This window comes from Salinibacterium sp. PAMC 21357 (assembly GCF_000247645.1).
Lineage (GTDB): Bacteria > Actinomycetota > Actinomycetes > Actinomycetales > Microbacteriaceae > Rhodoglobus.
In genome coordinates this window covers 804,653-818,831 of sequence record NZ_AHWA01000004.1, presented here as the reverse complement: position 1 = coordinate 818,831, position 14,179 = coordinate 804,653, and the positions used below count along the sequence as shown (strand labels likewise).

Below are 14,179 nucleotides of genomic sequence, written 5' to 3'. Positions count from 1 at the left end.
CAGCCTTCCGCATGGCCCAGATCATCCTCGTTCTAGTAGGCGCTCGAGCTCAAGGACGCAAGCTGGACATGGAGCGTCTTTCGATGATCGAATTCCTATCCGCGAACCCGTTCCTAGTGTTAGACGCGGAGTCTCCTGCGTCCAGTCAGCTGCGGCTGCAAGGCTTTGGGCGCCACTCAATCAACTACGCCTCACCAGGCCAGCGCTACGTTTCTCGGCGGGAGCGAGTTGCTTCGGACATTGCCAGGCTGGTCTCTTTCGGGCTGGTGGAACTCTCTGCCAGCGAGGGGCAGCGAGTCTTTGCGGTCACGGAACTGGGGCAGCAGTCAGCGGAAAGCCTGTGTTCTGTATACGCCGATGCATACCGTCTCAGCGTTGCGACCGTTGCACCGATCGTAATGAAACTTTCTTCAACGAAGATGCGAGAGCAGCTCGAAACCTGGCTTCGGGTGGACCCGGTGCTCTTTGACCTAATCGACACCCCGAACATCGACGAGCTCGAGATTGAAGCCTCCATGCTCGCATCACGAGACATACTTTTCTAGGAACCCACGATGCCCATAACGAGATTTCCCGCGTTCAACTTACGAGCTCTCCGCTTGGTTGGCCCACAGCATTCGTACCGCGTCGATTTCGCAGATGTTATGGATGACGAGTGGGATCGGCCGCTGGCGATTATCGCCGGCGAAATTAGCACCGGAAAAACCACCGTGCTGGAGTTCGTTGATTGGTGCCTCGGAGCGAAAGAGCATCCCGAACACGATGAGGTGATGGCGAACGTACGATCCGCCCAGCTTGCTATCGACGTCACAATACCAGGCGAAGCGAGCCGGGTACGTTACGTCATCGAGAGAGCGCTAGGGGCGACGACGACGAGGGCCTACCTCTACACGGGCGACCTCGAGTCAATGTCTGGCACGCCAGTTCGGTCTTTCACTTCTGATCCTGCCGACACAGAGTCACTGTCGCACTATCTCCTGCAGCTATGTGGTCTCAGCGGACTCCGCTTGGACCAGTCGCCGTCTCAGGCAGAGTCGAAAACCAGCGTGCTGAGCTTCAGGGACCTACAGCCGCTCTGGTTCCTCACCAACAGAAGGCTCGATAACGGCGACCTTGCATATGAAAGACAGCCACACCGCTCCATCAAGCTCAACCAGGTTGTGAACATACTGTTTGGCGTCTCGGACAACGAACAGTCAATTCTGTCTCGCGCCGTGGAGGAACTTGGTTCGGAGGAAAGGGAGCTCGCGCGAGCTATTCAGACGCTTCGAGCTTTTATGACCGATGCAGGGCTCACCACTATTGAGGAGATCGAGCCCGAGTCAGACCGGCTCAGAGTCCGGGTAGCCGAACTGAACGTTCAGAAGCTTGTCATTGACAGTGATATTTCTGCCCGTGGTGACTTCACCCTCGAATTGCGCGCTAGCTATGCTCGCAGCGAAACGCAAGCACGACGTATCCAAGCTGAGTTGCGAGACCGCGACACACTTGCGCGTCGTCTTGAACCCCTCCGCGCTCAGTATGCCGATGAGATCCGACGGCTTGACTTGGTTGCGGAGTCCCTTAACCTCTTCGATTCGCTATCCGTGTTGACATGCCCGGCATGTCAGAGCGAGCTGCAATCCTCGCCCAAAATTGTAGACAACGTGTGCTCGTTGTGTAACTCCCATCTGACTTCGGATGTCTCTGATGGCGAGAGCGCTCCTGACCTCAGCGCGGAGCGACGAAATCTTGTGCGCCGTCTGAATCAACTACTCAAGTTCTTTCAGGAGGTGCGCGCAGAAGGCGACCAACTCAGGAGAGACCTGAGCGCCGCTAACGATGAGGTACGAGCGGCGCAAGCGGCGCTGGACCGGGTATCCGGCGACGTCATTTCGCCCTATTTGGCACAGCGTGATGAAATCCAGCGGGCACTCGGAGACACTCGCGTAGAGCTGAAAACGATGCTCCGAGCGCGTCAAATGCTGCTGCAGCTGCGCCAAAAAGAAGTCGAGCTCCTACAAGCGTCAGCCGCTCTTAAGGAAGCGAGGGCGCGCAAGGCGGAATATCTGAGGAGCGCCACTCCTCGCGATGCGACCATCGCTCGCATCGGGGAACGCCTCTTCCGCATTCTCAAAGACTTCGGCTATCCGAAGATCGATCTCGTGCATGTAGACAGGAACCTTGTGCCGTTCGTTCGAGGGCGCCGCTATGACAAGGTTGGTTCGTCTGGGGCCATGACGCTCATCGCACTCGCTTGGGAACTTGCACTATTCGAGTTGGCATTCGAGCAAGGCTCTGGCCATCCCGGGTTCGTTATCGTGGACAGCCCCCAAAAGAACCTCGTCCCTGGATCAGTCGCTATCCCCGCTGCACCCGATCAAGTCGCGGACGAGGAGGATGCCGAGATTGGCCGGCTAATAACCACTAGCCGTCGCAACATTGTGGAGAATATTTACCGCCACGTCGAGAGTTGGCTCGCTAAGCACCCAGGAGCGCAGGTTATTGTCGTCGATAACCAGCCACCGTCGATGGCCGACCAGCACGTCGTAGTTCGCTACTCGCAAAGCTCCGATGAGCCGCCCTACGGTCTAATTTCGAACGAAGATGGTCGTGATCCGGAGGCCCAGGATCGCCCCAGGCAAGCCTAGGAGCGTCAGATAGTGGATTGAGTCGGTCTTCAGTAGTCTGAGAGCGCTTGCCCCAAGCCGGCGCTCAGGCGTAGCCGCGTCGAGAGGCTTACGTGTTGAGCCACCCCGTCGCGCGCAAACGGCGATTAGCGGACATGTCAATTTCGGGACCCTGCCGCCTGCAGCGGGTCGCTGCAACGAATTTGGTGCGCGATTTTCGCTGCGATGCCCAGTATCCACGCTGGTCCGCGCATTATTCAATAGAAATTCCGGAAGCCAAAAGTCCTAGTCTTTTCCCTCCTTATGGTGCTGTCCAACTGCGCCGTTGGTCGACATCGTAGATGTAGCGCGTTCGGCGCCTTTTCCCATTGACACTTTCAACTTCGATGCTATGCGCGGTCGACGATGTTTAGTCACTGCACCACAAGTTGTCTTGAGTTATTCAAAACAACTGCTAGCCTCATACCCATGGAAACAGTGACGGATGCGGCGCTCGCCGACACTCTGCGAGAGGCCGGTCTGAAAGTGACCGAGCCCCGCGTCGCTGTGCTGACCGCCCTCACTGACATCCCGCACTCCGATGCCGACACGATCTTCGGGGCTGTGCTGCCGAGCGTGCCCGGCACCTCCCTCCAGGCCGTGTATGGAGTGCTGGCGGCGCTGACGACGGCGGGCTTGCTGCGCAAGATCGAACCGGCAGGGTCATCCGCTCTCTATGAACGCCGCACTGGCGACAACCATCACCACATCGTGTGCACCGAATGTGGTGCCGTGCGCGACGTGGACTGCGTTGTGGGTCACGCGCCGTGCCTCACCCCATCCGATGCCGGCGGTTTCACCGTGCAGGTCGCCGAAGTGAATTTTTGGGGTGTTTGCCCCGATTGCCAGACCGCTCTCACACAAACGAGTGCAGACTAAAGAAAACAGACAGTGCTGTCTACGCTGTCATCCGAACTTCAATTCGCCAATAATTCCACCCACACAAAGGAGACATCGTGACAGAACCCACGACAACCCAGGCCGGCGCACCAATTGCGAGCGACGAACATTCGCTCACGACAGGTCCTGATGGCGTAATTGCACTCCACGACCGTTTTCTGGTCGAGAAGCTCGCCGCGTTCAACCGCGAGCGGGTGCCGGAGCGCAACCCCCACGCCAAGGGTGGCGGAGCATTTGGTGAGTTCGTCGTCACAGAAGACGTATCGCAGTTCACGAAGGCCGCCGTCTTCCAGAAGGGTGCGACGAGCGAAACGATTCTGCGGTTCTCGTCCGTCGCCGGTGAGCAGGGTTCGCCCGACACCTGGCGCGACGTGCGCGGCTTCGCACTGCGTTTCTACACCACCGAGGGAAACCTCGACATCGTCGGAAACAACACCCCCGTCTTCTTCATTCGTGATGGCATGAAGTTCCCCGACTTCATCCACTCGCAGAAGCGCCTCGGCGACTCCGGTCTTCGTGACGGTGACATGCAGTGGGACTTCTGGACCCTCTCGCCCGAAAGCGCCCACCAGGTCACGTACCTCATGGGTGACCGCGGTCTCAGCAAGTCATGGCGTCACGTCAATGGCTACAGCTCGCACACCTACCAGTGGATCAACGCTGAAGGCGAACGCTTCTGGGTGCAGTACCACTTCAAGTCCCGCCAGGGTGTTGAACTGATGGAAGCTGCCGAAGCTGAGCGCATCGCCGGAGAAGACGCTGACTACTACCGTCGCGACCTCTTCAACGCCATCGCCGATGGCGACTACCCCACCTGGGATGTCTCCGTGCAGGTCATGCCCTACGAAGAAGCCAAGACCTACCGCTTCAACCCCTTCGACCTCACCAAGACGTGGTCACACAAGGACTACCCGCTGATTCCGGTTGGCCACTTCACGCTCAACCGCAACCCGGAGAACTTCTTCGCGCAGATCGAGCAGTCAGCGTTCTCGCCGTCGAACATGGTTCCCGGCACCGACATCAGCCCAGACAAGATGCTGATGGCGCGGGTGTTCTCCTACCCGGATGCCCAACGCAACCGCATCGGGACCAACTACAACCAGCTGCCGGTGAACCAGCCGCACGCCTCCGAAGCGCGCAACTACCAGCACGAAGGTTCCATGAACTACAAGATCGGTGACGCAGCCGCTCGCACGTACGCACCGAACTCGTTCGGTGGACCAGCAGCGCAGCCCGAGCTTGCCGGCGAAGGTGGCTGGGCAACCGACGGCGAACTGCTTCGCGCAGCCGCAACCCTGCACTCCGAAGACGACGACTTCGGCCAGGCCGGAACGCTCTACCGCGACGTCTTCACCGCAGAGTCGAAGGCTCGCTTCATTGAAACTCTCACCGGACAGGGCCGTGGCATCACGATCCCCGAGATCCTCGAGCGTTTCTACTGGTACTGGGGCAGCGTGGATGCCGAACTCGGCGCCACGCTCCGCAAGACCGTTCCCGGCGATGGCGACACTTCCAACGAAGAAGCTGACCCCGTCGGAGTTGGCCCCGCCAACTAGCGTCGCCTCGCTCACCGCAGTGAGCGCCTCGCGCTAGCGAACAGCAGAACACCGGATGCCCGGCCCCGAATGTTGGGGTCGGGCATCCGGTCGTTAACGCGTCAAGCGTTACGCGCCGACAAAGGAGCCCTTTGCGGTCGAGCGTTAGTGCGCGAGAGCGAGAGCCCCGTCAATGACAGCAACCGTGCCGCCAATGTAGGCAACGATGATTACAGCGATCCGAGCGACGCGGTGGCTCACATGCTTATTGAGCACCTCGCCGAAGACAAGCCCGACGAGCAGCGACGCCACGATGATGATCCAGCTCAGGGCATCCAACTCAGGAAGCTTGCCGCCAGAAAAGATCGTCTTAGTGATGAGTGAGGCGGTGCCGACAATAACGAAATAGGGCTGCAGGGTGGCGGCGAAGTTCACTTGCGGCCACCGCATGATGACCGCGTAGATACTGAGAGCTGGGCCACCAACGCCCGCCGCCGTGTTCATAAATCCGGATGCGGCACCCGCCACAATTGCTGTTGGCCGTGCCGGGACAATGTGTTCCGCACGCGTGATGAGCAGTGTCGCCGTGAGGGCAGAAATCACGAGCACGCCGACGCCGAGCTGCATCACTGCCCCGGGAAGCCGGGTTACCAACAGTGAGCCGGGAATGATGGCGAGAACGGCAGGAATCGCGAGCCAGGCGAGCGTACGCCACTCGATGTGTCGCCACACTCGCGACATGATGATCAGTGATGAGATAACGCCGCAAAGGTTCACCACCATCACGCCATCGAAGGGCCCGAGCAGAATTACCACCAGGGGAGACGACACGAGCGCGAAGCCCATTCCCGTTATCCGTTGAGAGAGTGCTCCGACGACAACGGAGAGAGCAACGAGAGCGAGCACTGACTAAGCCTAGAGCGCATCAGCGTCGCGCCTGCCACGCGCAGTGCGGCGACCAATCTTGCTTCTGAGCCGAGCTAGAGCGCCTTGGAGTAGCAGACGCTCAGTGGCTCGCCGGCGTAGTAACCGAAGTTCTCGACGCGGGTATAGCCCTCGCGCTCATAGAAACGCATCGCATCCGGTTGAGCGTCGCCGGTTTCGAGCGCGAGAGTCGTTGCTGATTGAGCGCGAGCCCACTCCTCGAGGCCCTTCAATACCGCGATCGCTATCCCCGTGCCGCGCTGTGCCGGCGTGACATACATGCGCTTGATCTCGAACGTCTCATCATCGACCTGACGGAGCCCGCCACAGCCCGCTGGAATGCCATCAGCGTATGCAATGAGGAACACCACTACGGAGTCAGCATTGGGCTTTACCCCAGGTTCGCTGTCTTCGGTTCCATAGCGTGCAGTGAGCTCGGCACGCTGCGCGGAACGCAGCATGACCGAGTCGGCGTGCTCAAAGGGAACGCTACGGAGTTCGAGTTCGTAAGTGTCTTCCACGTCAGAATTCTAGTCTGCGCGTCGCCCGGAGCTCGCCAAGTGTCGACGACGCTGCTAGCGGTGATTAGTCGCGACTCGGGAAGATTCCTAGGTGGCAGAGTGTCCACGTCATGTTGTTAGGCGTGACCGCGCTCATGTCGGGAATGTTGAAGGTGGTTCGGCCATTGCCGCCGTAGGTAGTCCCTAGAAGCGAGAAGAGGGCAGTGTTGTTTGTAATTAACAGTTCACGCCCATCGGCCACGATGCCGTCACCGGCGCTGCCGGTCGCTGTCAATGAAAGGGTGCCCAGAACGCAGTCGTAGGTTTTGCCATCACCCGCGCGATTAATGTTGCTTCCGAAGCTGTAGGAGAGAGCGGAATTGCCGGTTGCGCCGGTCGCCCCGGTTGCGCCGGCAGCTCCTGTTGCCCCGGTTGGGCCGGCAGCTCCCGTTTCGCCTGTTGGGCCCGCGTCACCCTGAGGCCCCTGCGGGCCGGCCGGGCCGTCAACGCCGTTGGTGCCCGTTGCGCCGGTGGGGCCTGTGGCTCCGGTGAGGCCGATGGGGCCGGTCGCTCCGGTGAGTCCTGTAGCACCGTCAGTACCATCGGTACCATCAGTGCCGTCTGCACCCGCCGCGCCAGTGGCTCCCGCCGGTCCTCTGAGCGCGGTACCTCCGTTGGCTCCGGTGAGTCCCGTTGCGCCCGTCGCGCCATTGAGCCCGTCAGCGCCATCAGCGCCGTTCTCCCCGTCTTCGCCGTCAGCGCCGTCAATGGCAGCTTCGGTTGTGAAGACTGCCTCGACGAAACCGGCACCGCACGAGTCGCCGGCGTCAATGAGCTTGATTGCCGAGGCGGTGGTGTCAACGCAGGCCTTCTGCAGTGCATCCGCAGAACTGCCCTGGCCTGTGCAGCCGGCAAGCATGACGGCAGCGACGGCCGCTCCTGCAAATAGTCGAAGTGAACGGGACGGCGTGCGGGGGGCTAAAGGCAAAGAGGAGATCCAAACATGAAAGAAGCGCAACGATGCGTCACGGGTTGATACAAACATAACGAAGTTCTCTCAGTTAACCCAATGGTCTCGGCCCCCAGTGTGGGGGTGCAGCAAGCGGTCTACCTGCCTGCCATGGTGGGTGAACACAGCTACAGGGTGCAGAATTCGAAGCATGATGAATGCGAACGGCGGTGGGCAGCGCGGTGGCGAAGAACCAAATAGCGTCGTAGCCGAACCCGTTGTATTGAGGGCTTCGACTCACGCCTTCGAGGAAGCGGTGGTTGCTGTTCGCGCCGGCACAATCGATGCGGATGAAGCCTCAGCCCGACTCAGCGGCCTGCTAACAGACAAAGAACTGCTCGGACTGCTCGACGGTGACTCTCCCCGGCGACTCCTGCCCTTCATCCCTGCGCTTCTCGGGCGGCGACCCTTCGTGGCCGGTGCGGTAGCGCGGCTCGGCATCCCCGGCATCCGGTTCAGCGACGGTGCTCGCGGCGTCGTGATCGGCGCGGCTACAGCGTTCCCCGTGACAATGGCGCGGGCAGCAACGTGGGATCCGGACCTTGAGGAGCGCGTCGGGGTGGCCATCGGTGCCGAGACTCGCGCGCGGGGCGCCAACTACTCGGCGTCGGTGTGCGTGAACCTGCTGCGGCATCCGGCCTGGGGCCGCGCGCAGGAATGCTACGGCGAAGATCCGGTACTCGTCGGTCAGATGGGCTCGGCCCTCACCCGCGGCGTTCGGGTGCACACGATGGCGTGTGTGAAGCATTTCGCGCTCAACTCCATGGAGAACGAACGCTTCGAAGTGGATGTCGCCGTCGACGATCACGCCCTGCACGAAGTGTATTTGCCCCATTTCAAAGCGACGGTCGATGCCGGAGCCGACTCGATAATGAGCGCCTACAACCGAGTGCGCGGCGAATACATGGACGTTAACCGCGCCCTGCTCACCGATGTGCTGCGAGACGAGTGGGGCTTCACCGGCTTCGTGACGAGCGACTGGGTGTTCGGCACTCACGATGCAGTCGTCAGCCTGCAGGCCGGTATGGATATCGAAATGCCGCTGCGGATGCTGCGGGCGCGCGCATTGCCGGCCGCGTTACGCAGCGGTCAGCTTGACCGCGCGACCGTGCTGGAGTCTGCCCACCGCATCCTGCGCACCAGCATTCTGCATGCGGCCACGCGCGAGCAGCAGGAGCCGGCGGCGGCTGTCGTTGCCTCTGCCCCACACCGGGCCCTTGCCTTTCAGGCCGCGACTGAGTCAATCGTGCTGCTCAAGAACGAGGCCGTTGGCGGGGCGCCGCTGCTGCCGTTGGCCCCGGGCACCCGGCGAGTCGCCGTCATTGGGCGGCTTGCTGACGAAGACAACTTGGGCGACCATGGCTCGTCGCGGGTGAGGCCACCATCCACTGTTTCACCGCTTCGCGGACTACGCGACGCGTTACCAGAGGCACAGGTCACGACCAACACCGGAGAGAACGAGAGTGCTGCTGTGGCGCTCGCCGCCGAGGCAGATATCGCCGTGGTTGTTGTGGGGCTCGACCAACACGACGAGGGAGAGTCGGTTGTCACCGGGGGAGTTGACGTGGGCATCCTCGGTCGCGCTTTCAACTCCGGACTGTCTCGCCGTCTCTTCATCGGGCTGGCGCACTTGGCAGCGCGCTTCGTGCGTGGTGGAGATCGAAACTCGCTCGAGCTTCGTCCCTCCGACGCCAGCCTCATTCGCGCCGTTACCGCGGCTAACCCGCGCACCGTTGTGGTGCTGATCGGCGGCAGCGCGATCGTGACTGACGCCTGGCAGGATCGTGTTCCCGCGCTCGTTCTCGCCTGGTACGGCGGCATGGAAGGCGGGCATGCGCTCGCGAGTGTACTCACGGGAGAGACCGAGCCCGGAGGTCGGTTGCCGTTTGTTGTTCCGCGTGACGCGGCGCATCTGCCCCCGTTCGACAGCGCAGCGAAAGCCGTTGTGTACGACGACAAATGGGGCCAGCGCTACCTCGATGGCAACGGCACGGCTCCCGCATTCCCCTTCGGATTCGGGTTGGGCTACACCACCATGTCCCACGAACTTCTTGACCATACTTTCGATGACACCGGCGGCACCGCCCGCGTTCTCGTGACCAATACGGGCGACGGTGACGGCTCCACTGTGGTGCAGCTCTACGCTGCCGATCTGTCGGCCGGGCATCCGATAGCTCAGCTAGTGGGCTTTCAGAAAGTGACGGTGAAGCGCGGGGCGAGCACGACAGTGCGGATCACCCTCGATGCGGGGCCGACGTTGCAGCGGGATCCAATCACCCGACAGTGGCACCCGCGGTCAGGCGAATGGGCGCTGCTCGCCGCTCAGCACAGTCCGTCGCACTGGGCTGGCGCAGTGCCGTTGCGCCTTACCTCTAATTAGCGGATGACGGCTGGGGCTGGGGCTGCGACTGCGCTCGCGGCGCTGGCTGCACTGGCTACGCGTGCGGAAGCGCGTCAATGCGAACACGCAGCGAATCGTCGTCGCGCAGCACGGCCCGAATCAGGCGGCGGCCCTCCCACCGAAGTGAAGCGAGCGTCTGGTCGGGTCTGAGCAGCAACTCTCCCTCAGCCGACGCGTACCGCTTCTGCAGGTCTTCCAGCTCATCTGCTTTCAGGAGTGCCACCGTGCTGTTGTCGGTGGGATCAGTCAGCCGCACCAGCGCGGAATCTCCCCGCAGATCGCTCGCCACCATTCGTTTTTCGCTGGCGGCAAGAATAGCTTTTTGAGCGTCGCGGGTCACGACGATCGGGCGGCGCGGGCCATCGAGCAGGCCGGTAAGAACGTCTGCCGCGGCATCCGGTCGCCCGATGCTCTTCGCTGCTGCTTGCATCCGTTGGAGGCGGCCGGGCTCGCGCAAAATCTGGTCCACTTTCCAGCCGAGGGTCGTGACGTTGTTGCAGCGAACAGCAGCACCCTGCTCCATCAGGTAGTCACCGTTGCGAACTTCTTGACCCGGGATGGGGTTCACCAGCACCATAGGAAGCCCCGCCGCCATGCATTCGGACGCCGTTAGTCCGCCCGGTTTGCCGACGAAAAGATCGGCATTCTGCAGTAGTGATGGCATTTCTGTTGTAAAGCCCAGCACCTGGAAGCGCTCGTCAGTGCCGACGAGCTGCTCAATGCTCGTGCGGGTCTCGTCGTTGTGCCCGCACACGACGGTCGCGGTAAATGCCGAGCGCATGTGCAGCGTCTGTCGTACTGCAGCGACGGCGTAGTCCCCGCCCGCAGCGCCGGCAGAAATCAAGATGTGGGGCACGTCATGGGTAACGCGGTCGGCTTCGGCATCCGAATATGAGCTGATCGGAATGCCGGTTGCGGCCACACGGTCAGGTGGCAGGCCGAGCGCCATCAGTTCAACCTTCCCTTCCTCTCGCGCCACGTTGAACGAGTGGAATGCGCTGGTCAACCAGAGGCCTTGAGGGTCGTAGTCGGTTGTCACAACCGCTGTTTTGGCATCGATGGCTCCGCGCATGAGGAGCGTGGACATGAGTTGGGCGGGAAGGAAGTGTGTGCTGACGATCGCGGTGGGCTGAAAGCGTTTGATCGCCCGAATCACGGGAAGAGAGTTGGCCTGCGTCCAGGGGTCGATCGGTCCTCGGCGCCAAAATGGTGCGTCGCTGACGTCGTAAGCCCAGTCGAGGAGCCACGGTAAGCCCTTCGCGAGAACAAAGTACCCCTTGCCCAACACGTCGCGGTAAAGGGCGCTGCTGACCTCCAAAACGTCGAGCACTTGCACTTCAGTGATATCGGTGCGCGCCGCACAGGCTTGGCGCACTGCTGCAGCCGCGCTGTTATGCCCCGATCCGACCCCGGCGGACAAAATCAGTACCCGCTCTGCTCCGGCAGTGCGGAGGTGTGAAGAAGAGGTCGGCGACATGGGGAAATGATAGTCGAGGCAACCACTTCACAACTTGCCGCGCCCCGCTCTTTTTCGGTGCGCGACGCTCACAGCCAACGGTGATGTTCGGTCGCGGCGCGGGCAGCCTCCGCGAACTTCTCGAAGCGTTCACGCTCGACAAAATCGTAGGCCTCCGCAGCGACGGATGCCTCCAACCGATCGATCTGCTGAAGCACCGCCTCCGATTGCTCGCTTCGTTCTGCGCGGTAACCGACCTCTTGCAGTAGCTGGAACAGGCGCTCCACTACTCCGGGGTCGCTCGCGCCATAGCGGCGCGGCTGGGTCATAGCGAGGTCGAGCAGGCTCACGAAGTCGTGGGGCTTGATGATGACCCGAACGAGATCGTCATCGTCGGTGAGCCCCATCGATTGGATGGGCAACTCAGCGAGCGAACAGAGCGTCGCCGAAATGTGACCGAGGGTGTGTACCGCGGTCGTCGGGTCGTTGACCCCTGGCGACAGCGCGCGGGCAGTAATGTCGACGAGTTGCCGGATGCCAAAACCGATATCTTGGCTGGCCGTGCGTTCATACGCAAGGTCAACCGCGCCCGCGATCGCACGGTTGATGGTGTCGCGCTCTTCGTCATCCAGATGCCGCATCGGGTCGCGAGGCCACCATCGCGCGACGGGGGTTTTGCTGACGACGTGGTGCCCGACGGTGTGTTCTTCGCGCACCACGATGTCGTGCTTGATGGCAGTCGTGAGTAGCCGCGAACGATCGGTGGACCGGATGAACCCCGACCGTGTGGCCAAGCTGAATTCGATGCGTTCGACTGGTGGCCACTCGGGAAGCTCTGTGCGGCCGACCGCCATAGTGGAGGCCACTAGGTTGATCGTGCCGCTGGTCTCCAAATAAACCTGACGCATCGTTGTTTCAATGCGCAGTTGCCGGGCCAGATGCGCCAAGAACAGTACGAGCATGACAACGCTAGCGAGAGTCAATAAGGATGCAAGAGTGACGGCCAGTCGAGGCACAACAGGATCGAAAGTGTCGGAGCCATCTTGAATCGTGCGCAGCACTGTCAAGGAGTACGCAAAAGTTCCGACGAAAACGGCGAGAGTCCAATGCACCGTTGGATCTTTGAGGAAGGTGCGGAGCACGCGCGGTGAGGCTTGGCTGCTGGCCAGTTGTAATGCAACAACGGTCAGGGAGAAGGTCAGCGAGGTTGCCGTGATCAATGATCCAGCAACGGCAGAGAGCACCGCTCGTGCAGCCTCCGGCCCGCCAGCGAAAAGAACGCGTTCAAAGCCGGGGGCAAGCGACGAATCGACGGCGCGATCGATCAGGGGCAGCGCTATCCCCAGAGCAACCGCAACGATGATGAACAGGGTTGGTAGTGGCCACAGCTCCGTGGCGATCGATTCGCGAATGGTTGCCGTCCACCGGCGCAGAGAGCTGCGTCGTGCACTGTGAGTTGCTGCCTCGCTCATTGCACCCCTCTCGAATCGCCTTAGTTAATCACGGCAGGCGCCATCAAGGAAAGTGCCCGTAGGCTGGCACAACGTCAATGAAAGGAAATCACTCGATTGTTTGAATGGGTATCGTGGCTGGGTCTTGCCGTCGCTGTAGCGATTGCGCTTGTCGCAGTCGTCATCGCTGTCGGGGTGATCTCTCTCATTGTTCGCGGTATCGCGCGGCTTCGGCCAGGGGTGTATCAAACTTTGGGACCGGTTCGTCAGCGCTTGCGCGTGCTGATGGCTCTCCTCGCGGTGTGGGCTGCGATCTCGATTACGCTCCCCGTTGAGAGTCTGCGCGACGTTATCGATGGGGTAATCCTCGTGCTCGTGATCGCCGTCAGCGGCTGGTTACTGATCGCTGTGATCAACCTGCTGCTCAATCGAACGCTCACTCGTTATCCCACAGATGTTCCCGACAACCGGGCTGCCCGCCGCATCCGCACCCAGATTCAGCTGATTCGTCGCGTCCTCGGAGCGGTCATCATCATTGTCACAATCGGTGCCATTCTGTTGACGCTCCCCGGAGCAGAAGCGCTCGGGGCGAGTGTGCTGGCGTCCGCTGGCCTCGTCAGCGTTGTCGCCGGTATCGCCGCGCAATCAGCCCTCGCTAACGTGTTCGCGGGAATGCAGCTCGCCTTCAGCGACGCCATCCGCGTGGATGACGTCGTCATTGCCGATGGTGAGTGGGGCCGCATTGAAGAAATCACCCTCACCTATATTGTCGTGAGCATCTGGGATCAGCGCCGCCTCGTGCTGCCTTCCACCTACTTCACGACTACGCCATTCCAGAACTGGACCCGCAACGCCACAGAACTGCTTGGCGAGATCAACTTCGATCTTGACTGGCACGTCAACATCGATCAGATGCGGGCGCAGCTCAAAAAGATCGTTGCCGACTCCGAACTGTGGGATGGCCGCACCGCCAACATCCAAGTCGTGGATGCCACGGGTGGCTTCGTGCGCGTCCGCGTACTGATCAGTGCGGCAGACTCTGGCGCGCAGTGGGATCTCCGCACTCTCGTTCGCGAAGAGATGGTCGGCTGGTTGCAGCAGAAGAACCCTGCGGCCCTGCCCCGCACTCGCGTGCTCATGGTGGAAAACGAAGCCCGGCCGCGCGGTCGAACCTCTATTGATCCTCAAGAGCGAGGGCTGTTCAGCGGTAGCGCTGAAGCAGAAGCGCGTCGCCAAGAGTTCACAGGAGCAATTCCGGTTCAAGAAAATGTTCCCGAGAACCTGGTTGGCCCAGAAGAAACCGATGCCGACGAAGCGCAGGCCTCCACCGCCAAGCGCACTTCCACCGACTAGGA

At 61.2% G+C, this 14,179-nt stretch carries 11 protein-coding genes; 6 read left to right on the top strand and 5 right to left on the bottom strand.

Annotation, left to right across the window (positions count from 1 at the left end; genetic code table 11):
- Positions 1 to 11 precede the first annotated feature (11 nt).
- The 4 genes from ON14_RS07265 (at position 12) to ON14_RS07250 (ending at position 5,104) form a co-directional block, all read left to right on the top strand.
- Positions 12 to 545 carry a hypothetical protein gene (locus ON14_RS07265; protein WP_039741893.1) on the top strand — a complete coding sequence of 178 codons (534 nt, stop codon included), beginning with the start codon at positions 12 to 14 and terminating at the stop codon, positions 543 to 545.
- A 9-nt stretch (positions 546 to 554) separates the two neighbouring features.
- The gene (locus tag ON14_RS07260; protein ID WP_010204179.1) at positions 555 to 2,630 is read left to right on the top strand and encodes a DNA repair protein RecN; all 2,076 of its coding nucleotides are present in this window, start codon (positions 555 to 557) and stop codon (positions 2,628 to 2,630) included.
- 447 nt (positions 2,631 to 3,077) lie between these two features.
- Complete coding sequence (locus tag ON14_RS07255) at positions 3,078 to 3,527, top strand: Fur family transcriptional regulator (protein ID WP_026037591.1); 450 nt, start codon at positions 3,078 to 3,080, stop codon at positions 3,525 to 3,527.
- Between the two features lie 77 nt (positions 3,528 to 3,604).
- Complete coding sequence (locus ON14_RS07250) at positions 3,605 to 5,104, top strand: catalase (RefSeq protein ID WP_010204175.1); 1,500 nt, start codon at positions 3,605 to 3,607, stop codon at positions 5,102 to 5,104.
- A 144-nt stretch (positions 5,105 to 5,248) separates the two neighbouring features.
- Here the strand turns inward: ON14_RS07250 and ON14_RS07245 are convergent, their stop codons facing one another.
- The 3 genes from ON14_RS07245 to ON14_RS16320 all read right to left on the bottom strand — a co-directional run bounded on the left by ON14_RS07245 (position 5,249) and on the right by ON14_RS16320 (position 7,552).
- Positions 5,249 to 5,989 (bottom strand): sulfite exporter TauE/SafE family protein, encoded by a 741-nt coding sequence (locus ON14_RS07245; RefSeq protein WP_010204173.1) that lies wholly within the window; start codon positions 5,987 to 5,989, stop codon positions 5,249 to 5,251.
- A gap of 74 nt (positions 5,990 to 6,063) precedes the next feature.
- Positions 6,064 to 6,528, bottom strand: a complete 465-nt coding sequence (locus tag ON14_RS07240; protein WP_010204172.1) for a GNAT family N-acetyltransferase — start codon at positions 6,526 to 6,528, stop codon at positions 6,064 to 6,066.
- 64 nt (positions 6,529 to 6,592) lie between these two features.
- Positions 6,593 to 7,552 (bottom strand): tail fiber protein, encoded by a 960-nt coding sequence (locus ON14_RS16320; protein WP_081503524.1) that lies wholly within the window; start codon positions 7,550 to 7,552, stop codon positions 6,593 to 6,595.
- A gap of 115 nt (positions 7,553 to 7,667) precedes the next feature.
- On the opposite strand from ON14_RS16320, the gene ON14_RS07230 reads away from it, so the two are divergent.
- Entirely contained in the window at positions 7,668 to 9,896 is a 2,229-nt protein-coding gene (locus tag ON14_RS07230; RefSeq protein ID WP_010204170.1) for a beta-glucosidase family protein, read from the top strand.
- A gap of 55 nt (positions 9,897 to 9,951) precedes the next feature.
- Here the strand turns inward: ON14_RS07230 and ON14_RS07225 are convergent, their stop codons facing one another.
- Complete coding sequence (locus tag ON14_RS07225) at positions 9,952 to 11,394, bottom strand: MGDG synthase family glycosyltransferase (RefSeq protein WP_010204169.1); 1,443 nt, start codon at positions 11,392 to 11,394, stop codon at positions 9,952 to 9,954.
- A gap of 68 nt (positions 11,395 to 11,462) precedes the next feature.
- A complete protein-coding gene (locus ON14_RS07220; protein WP_010204168.1) occupies positions 11,463 to 12,845 on the bottom strand; it encodes a DUF2254 domain-containing protein in 1,383 nt (460 codons plus the stop codon).
- A gap of 96 nt (positions 12,846 to 12,941) precedes the next feature.
- On the opposite strand from ON14_RS07220, the gene ON14_RS07215 reads away from it, so the two are divergent.
- Positions 12,942 to 14,177, top strand: a complete 1,236-nt coding sequence (locus tag ON14_RS07215) for a mechanosensitive ion channel family protein (protein ID WP_010204167.1) — start codon at positions 12,942 to 12,944, stop codon at positions 14,175 to 14,177.
- Positions 14,178 to 14,179 lie beyond the last annotated feature (2 nt).

Coding starts and splice junctions, on each gene's coding strand:
- ON14_RS07230 (WP_010204170.1), top strand. CDS start 7,668: ATGATGAATGCGAACGGCGGTGGGCAGCGCGGTGGCGAAGAACCAAAT.
- ON14_RS07265 (WP_039741893.1), top strand. CDS start 12: ATGGCCCAGATCATCCTCGTTCTAGTAGGCGCTCGAGCTCAAGGACGC.
- ON14_RS07225 (WP_010204169.1), bottom strand. CDS start 11,394: ATGTCGCCGACCTCTTCTTCACACCTCCGCACTGCCGGAGCAGAGCGG.
- ON14_RS07220 (WP_010204168.1), bottom strand. CDS start 12,845: ATGAGCGAGGCAGCAACTCACAGTGCACGACGCAGCTCTCTGCGCCGG.
- ON14_RS07255 (WP_026037591.1), top strand. CDS start 3,078: ATGGAAACAGTGACGGATGCGGCGCTCGCCGACACTCTGCGAGAGGCC.
- ON14_RS07260 (WP_010204179.1), top strand. CDS start 555: ATGCCCATAACGAGATTTCCCGCGTTCAACTTACGAGCTCTCCGCTTG.
- ON14_RS16320 (WP_081503524.1), bottom strand. CDS start 7,552: ATGTTTGTATCAACCCGTGACGCATCGTTGCGCTTCTTTCATGTTTGG.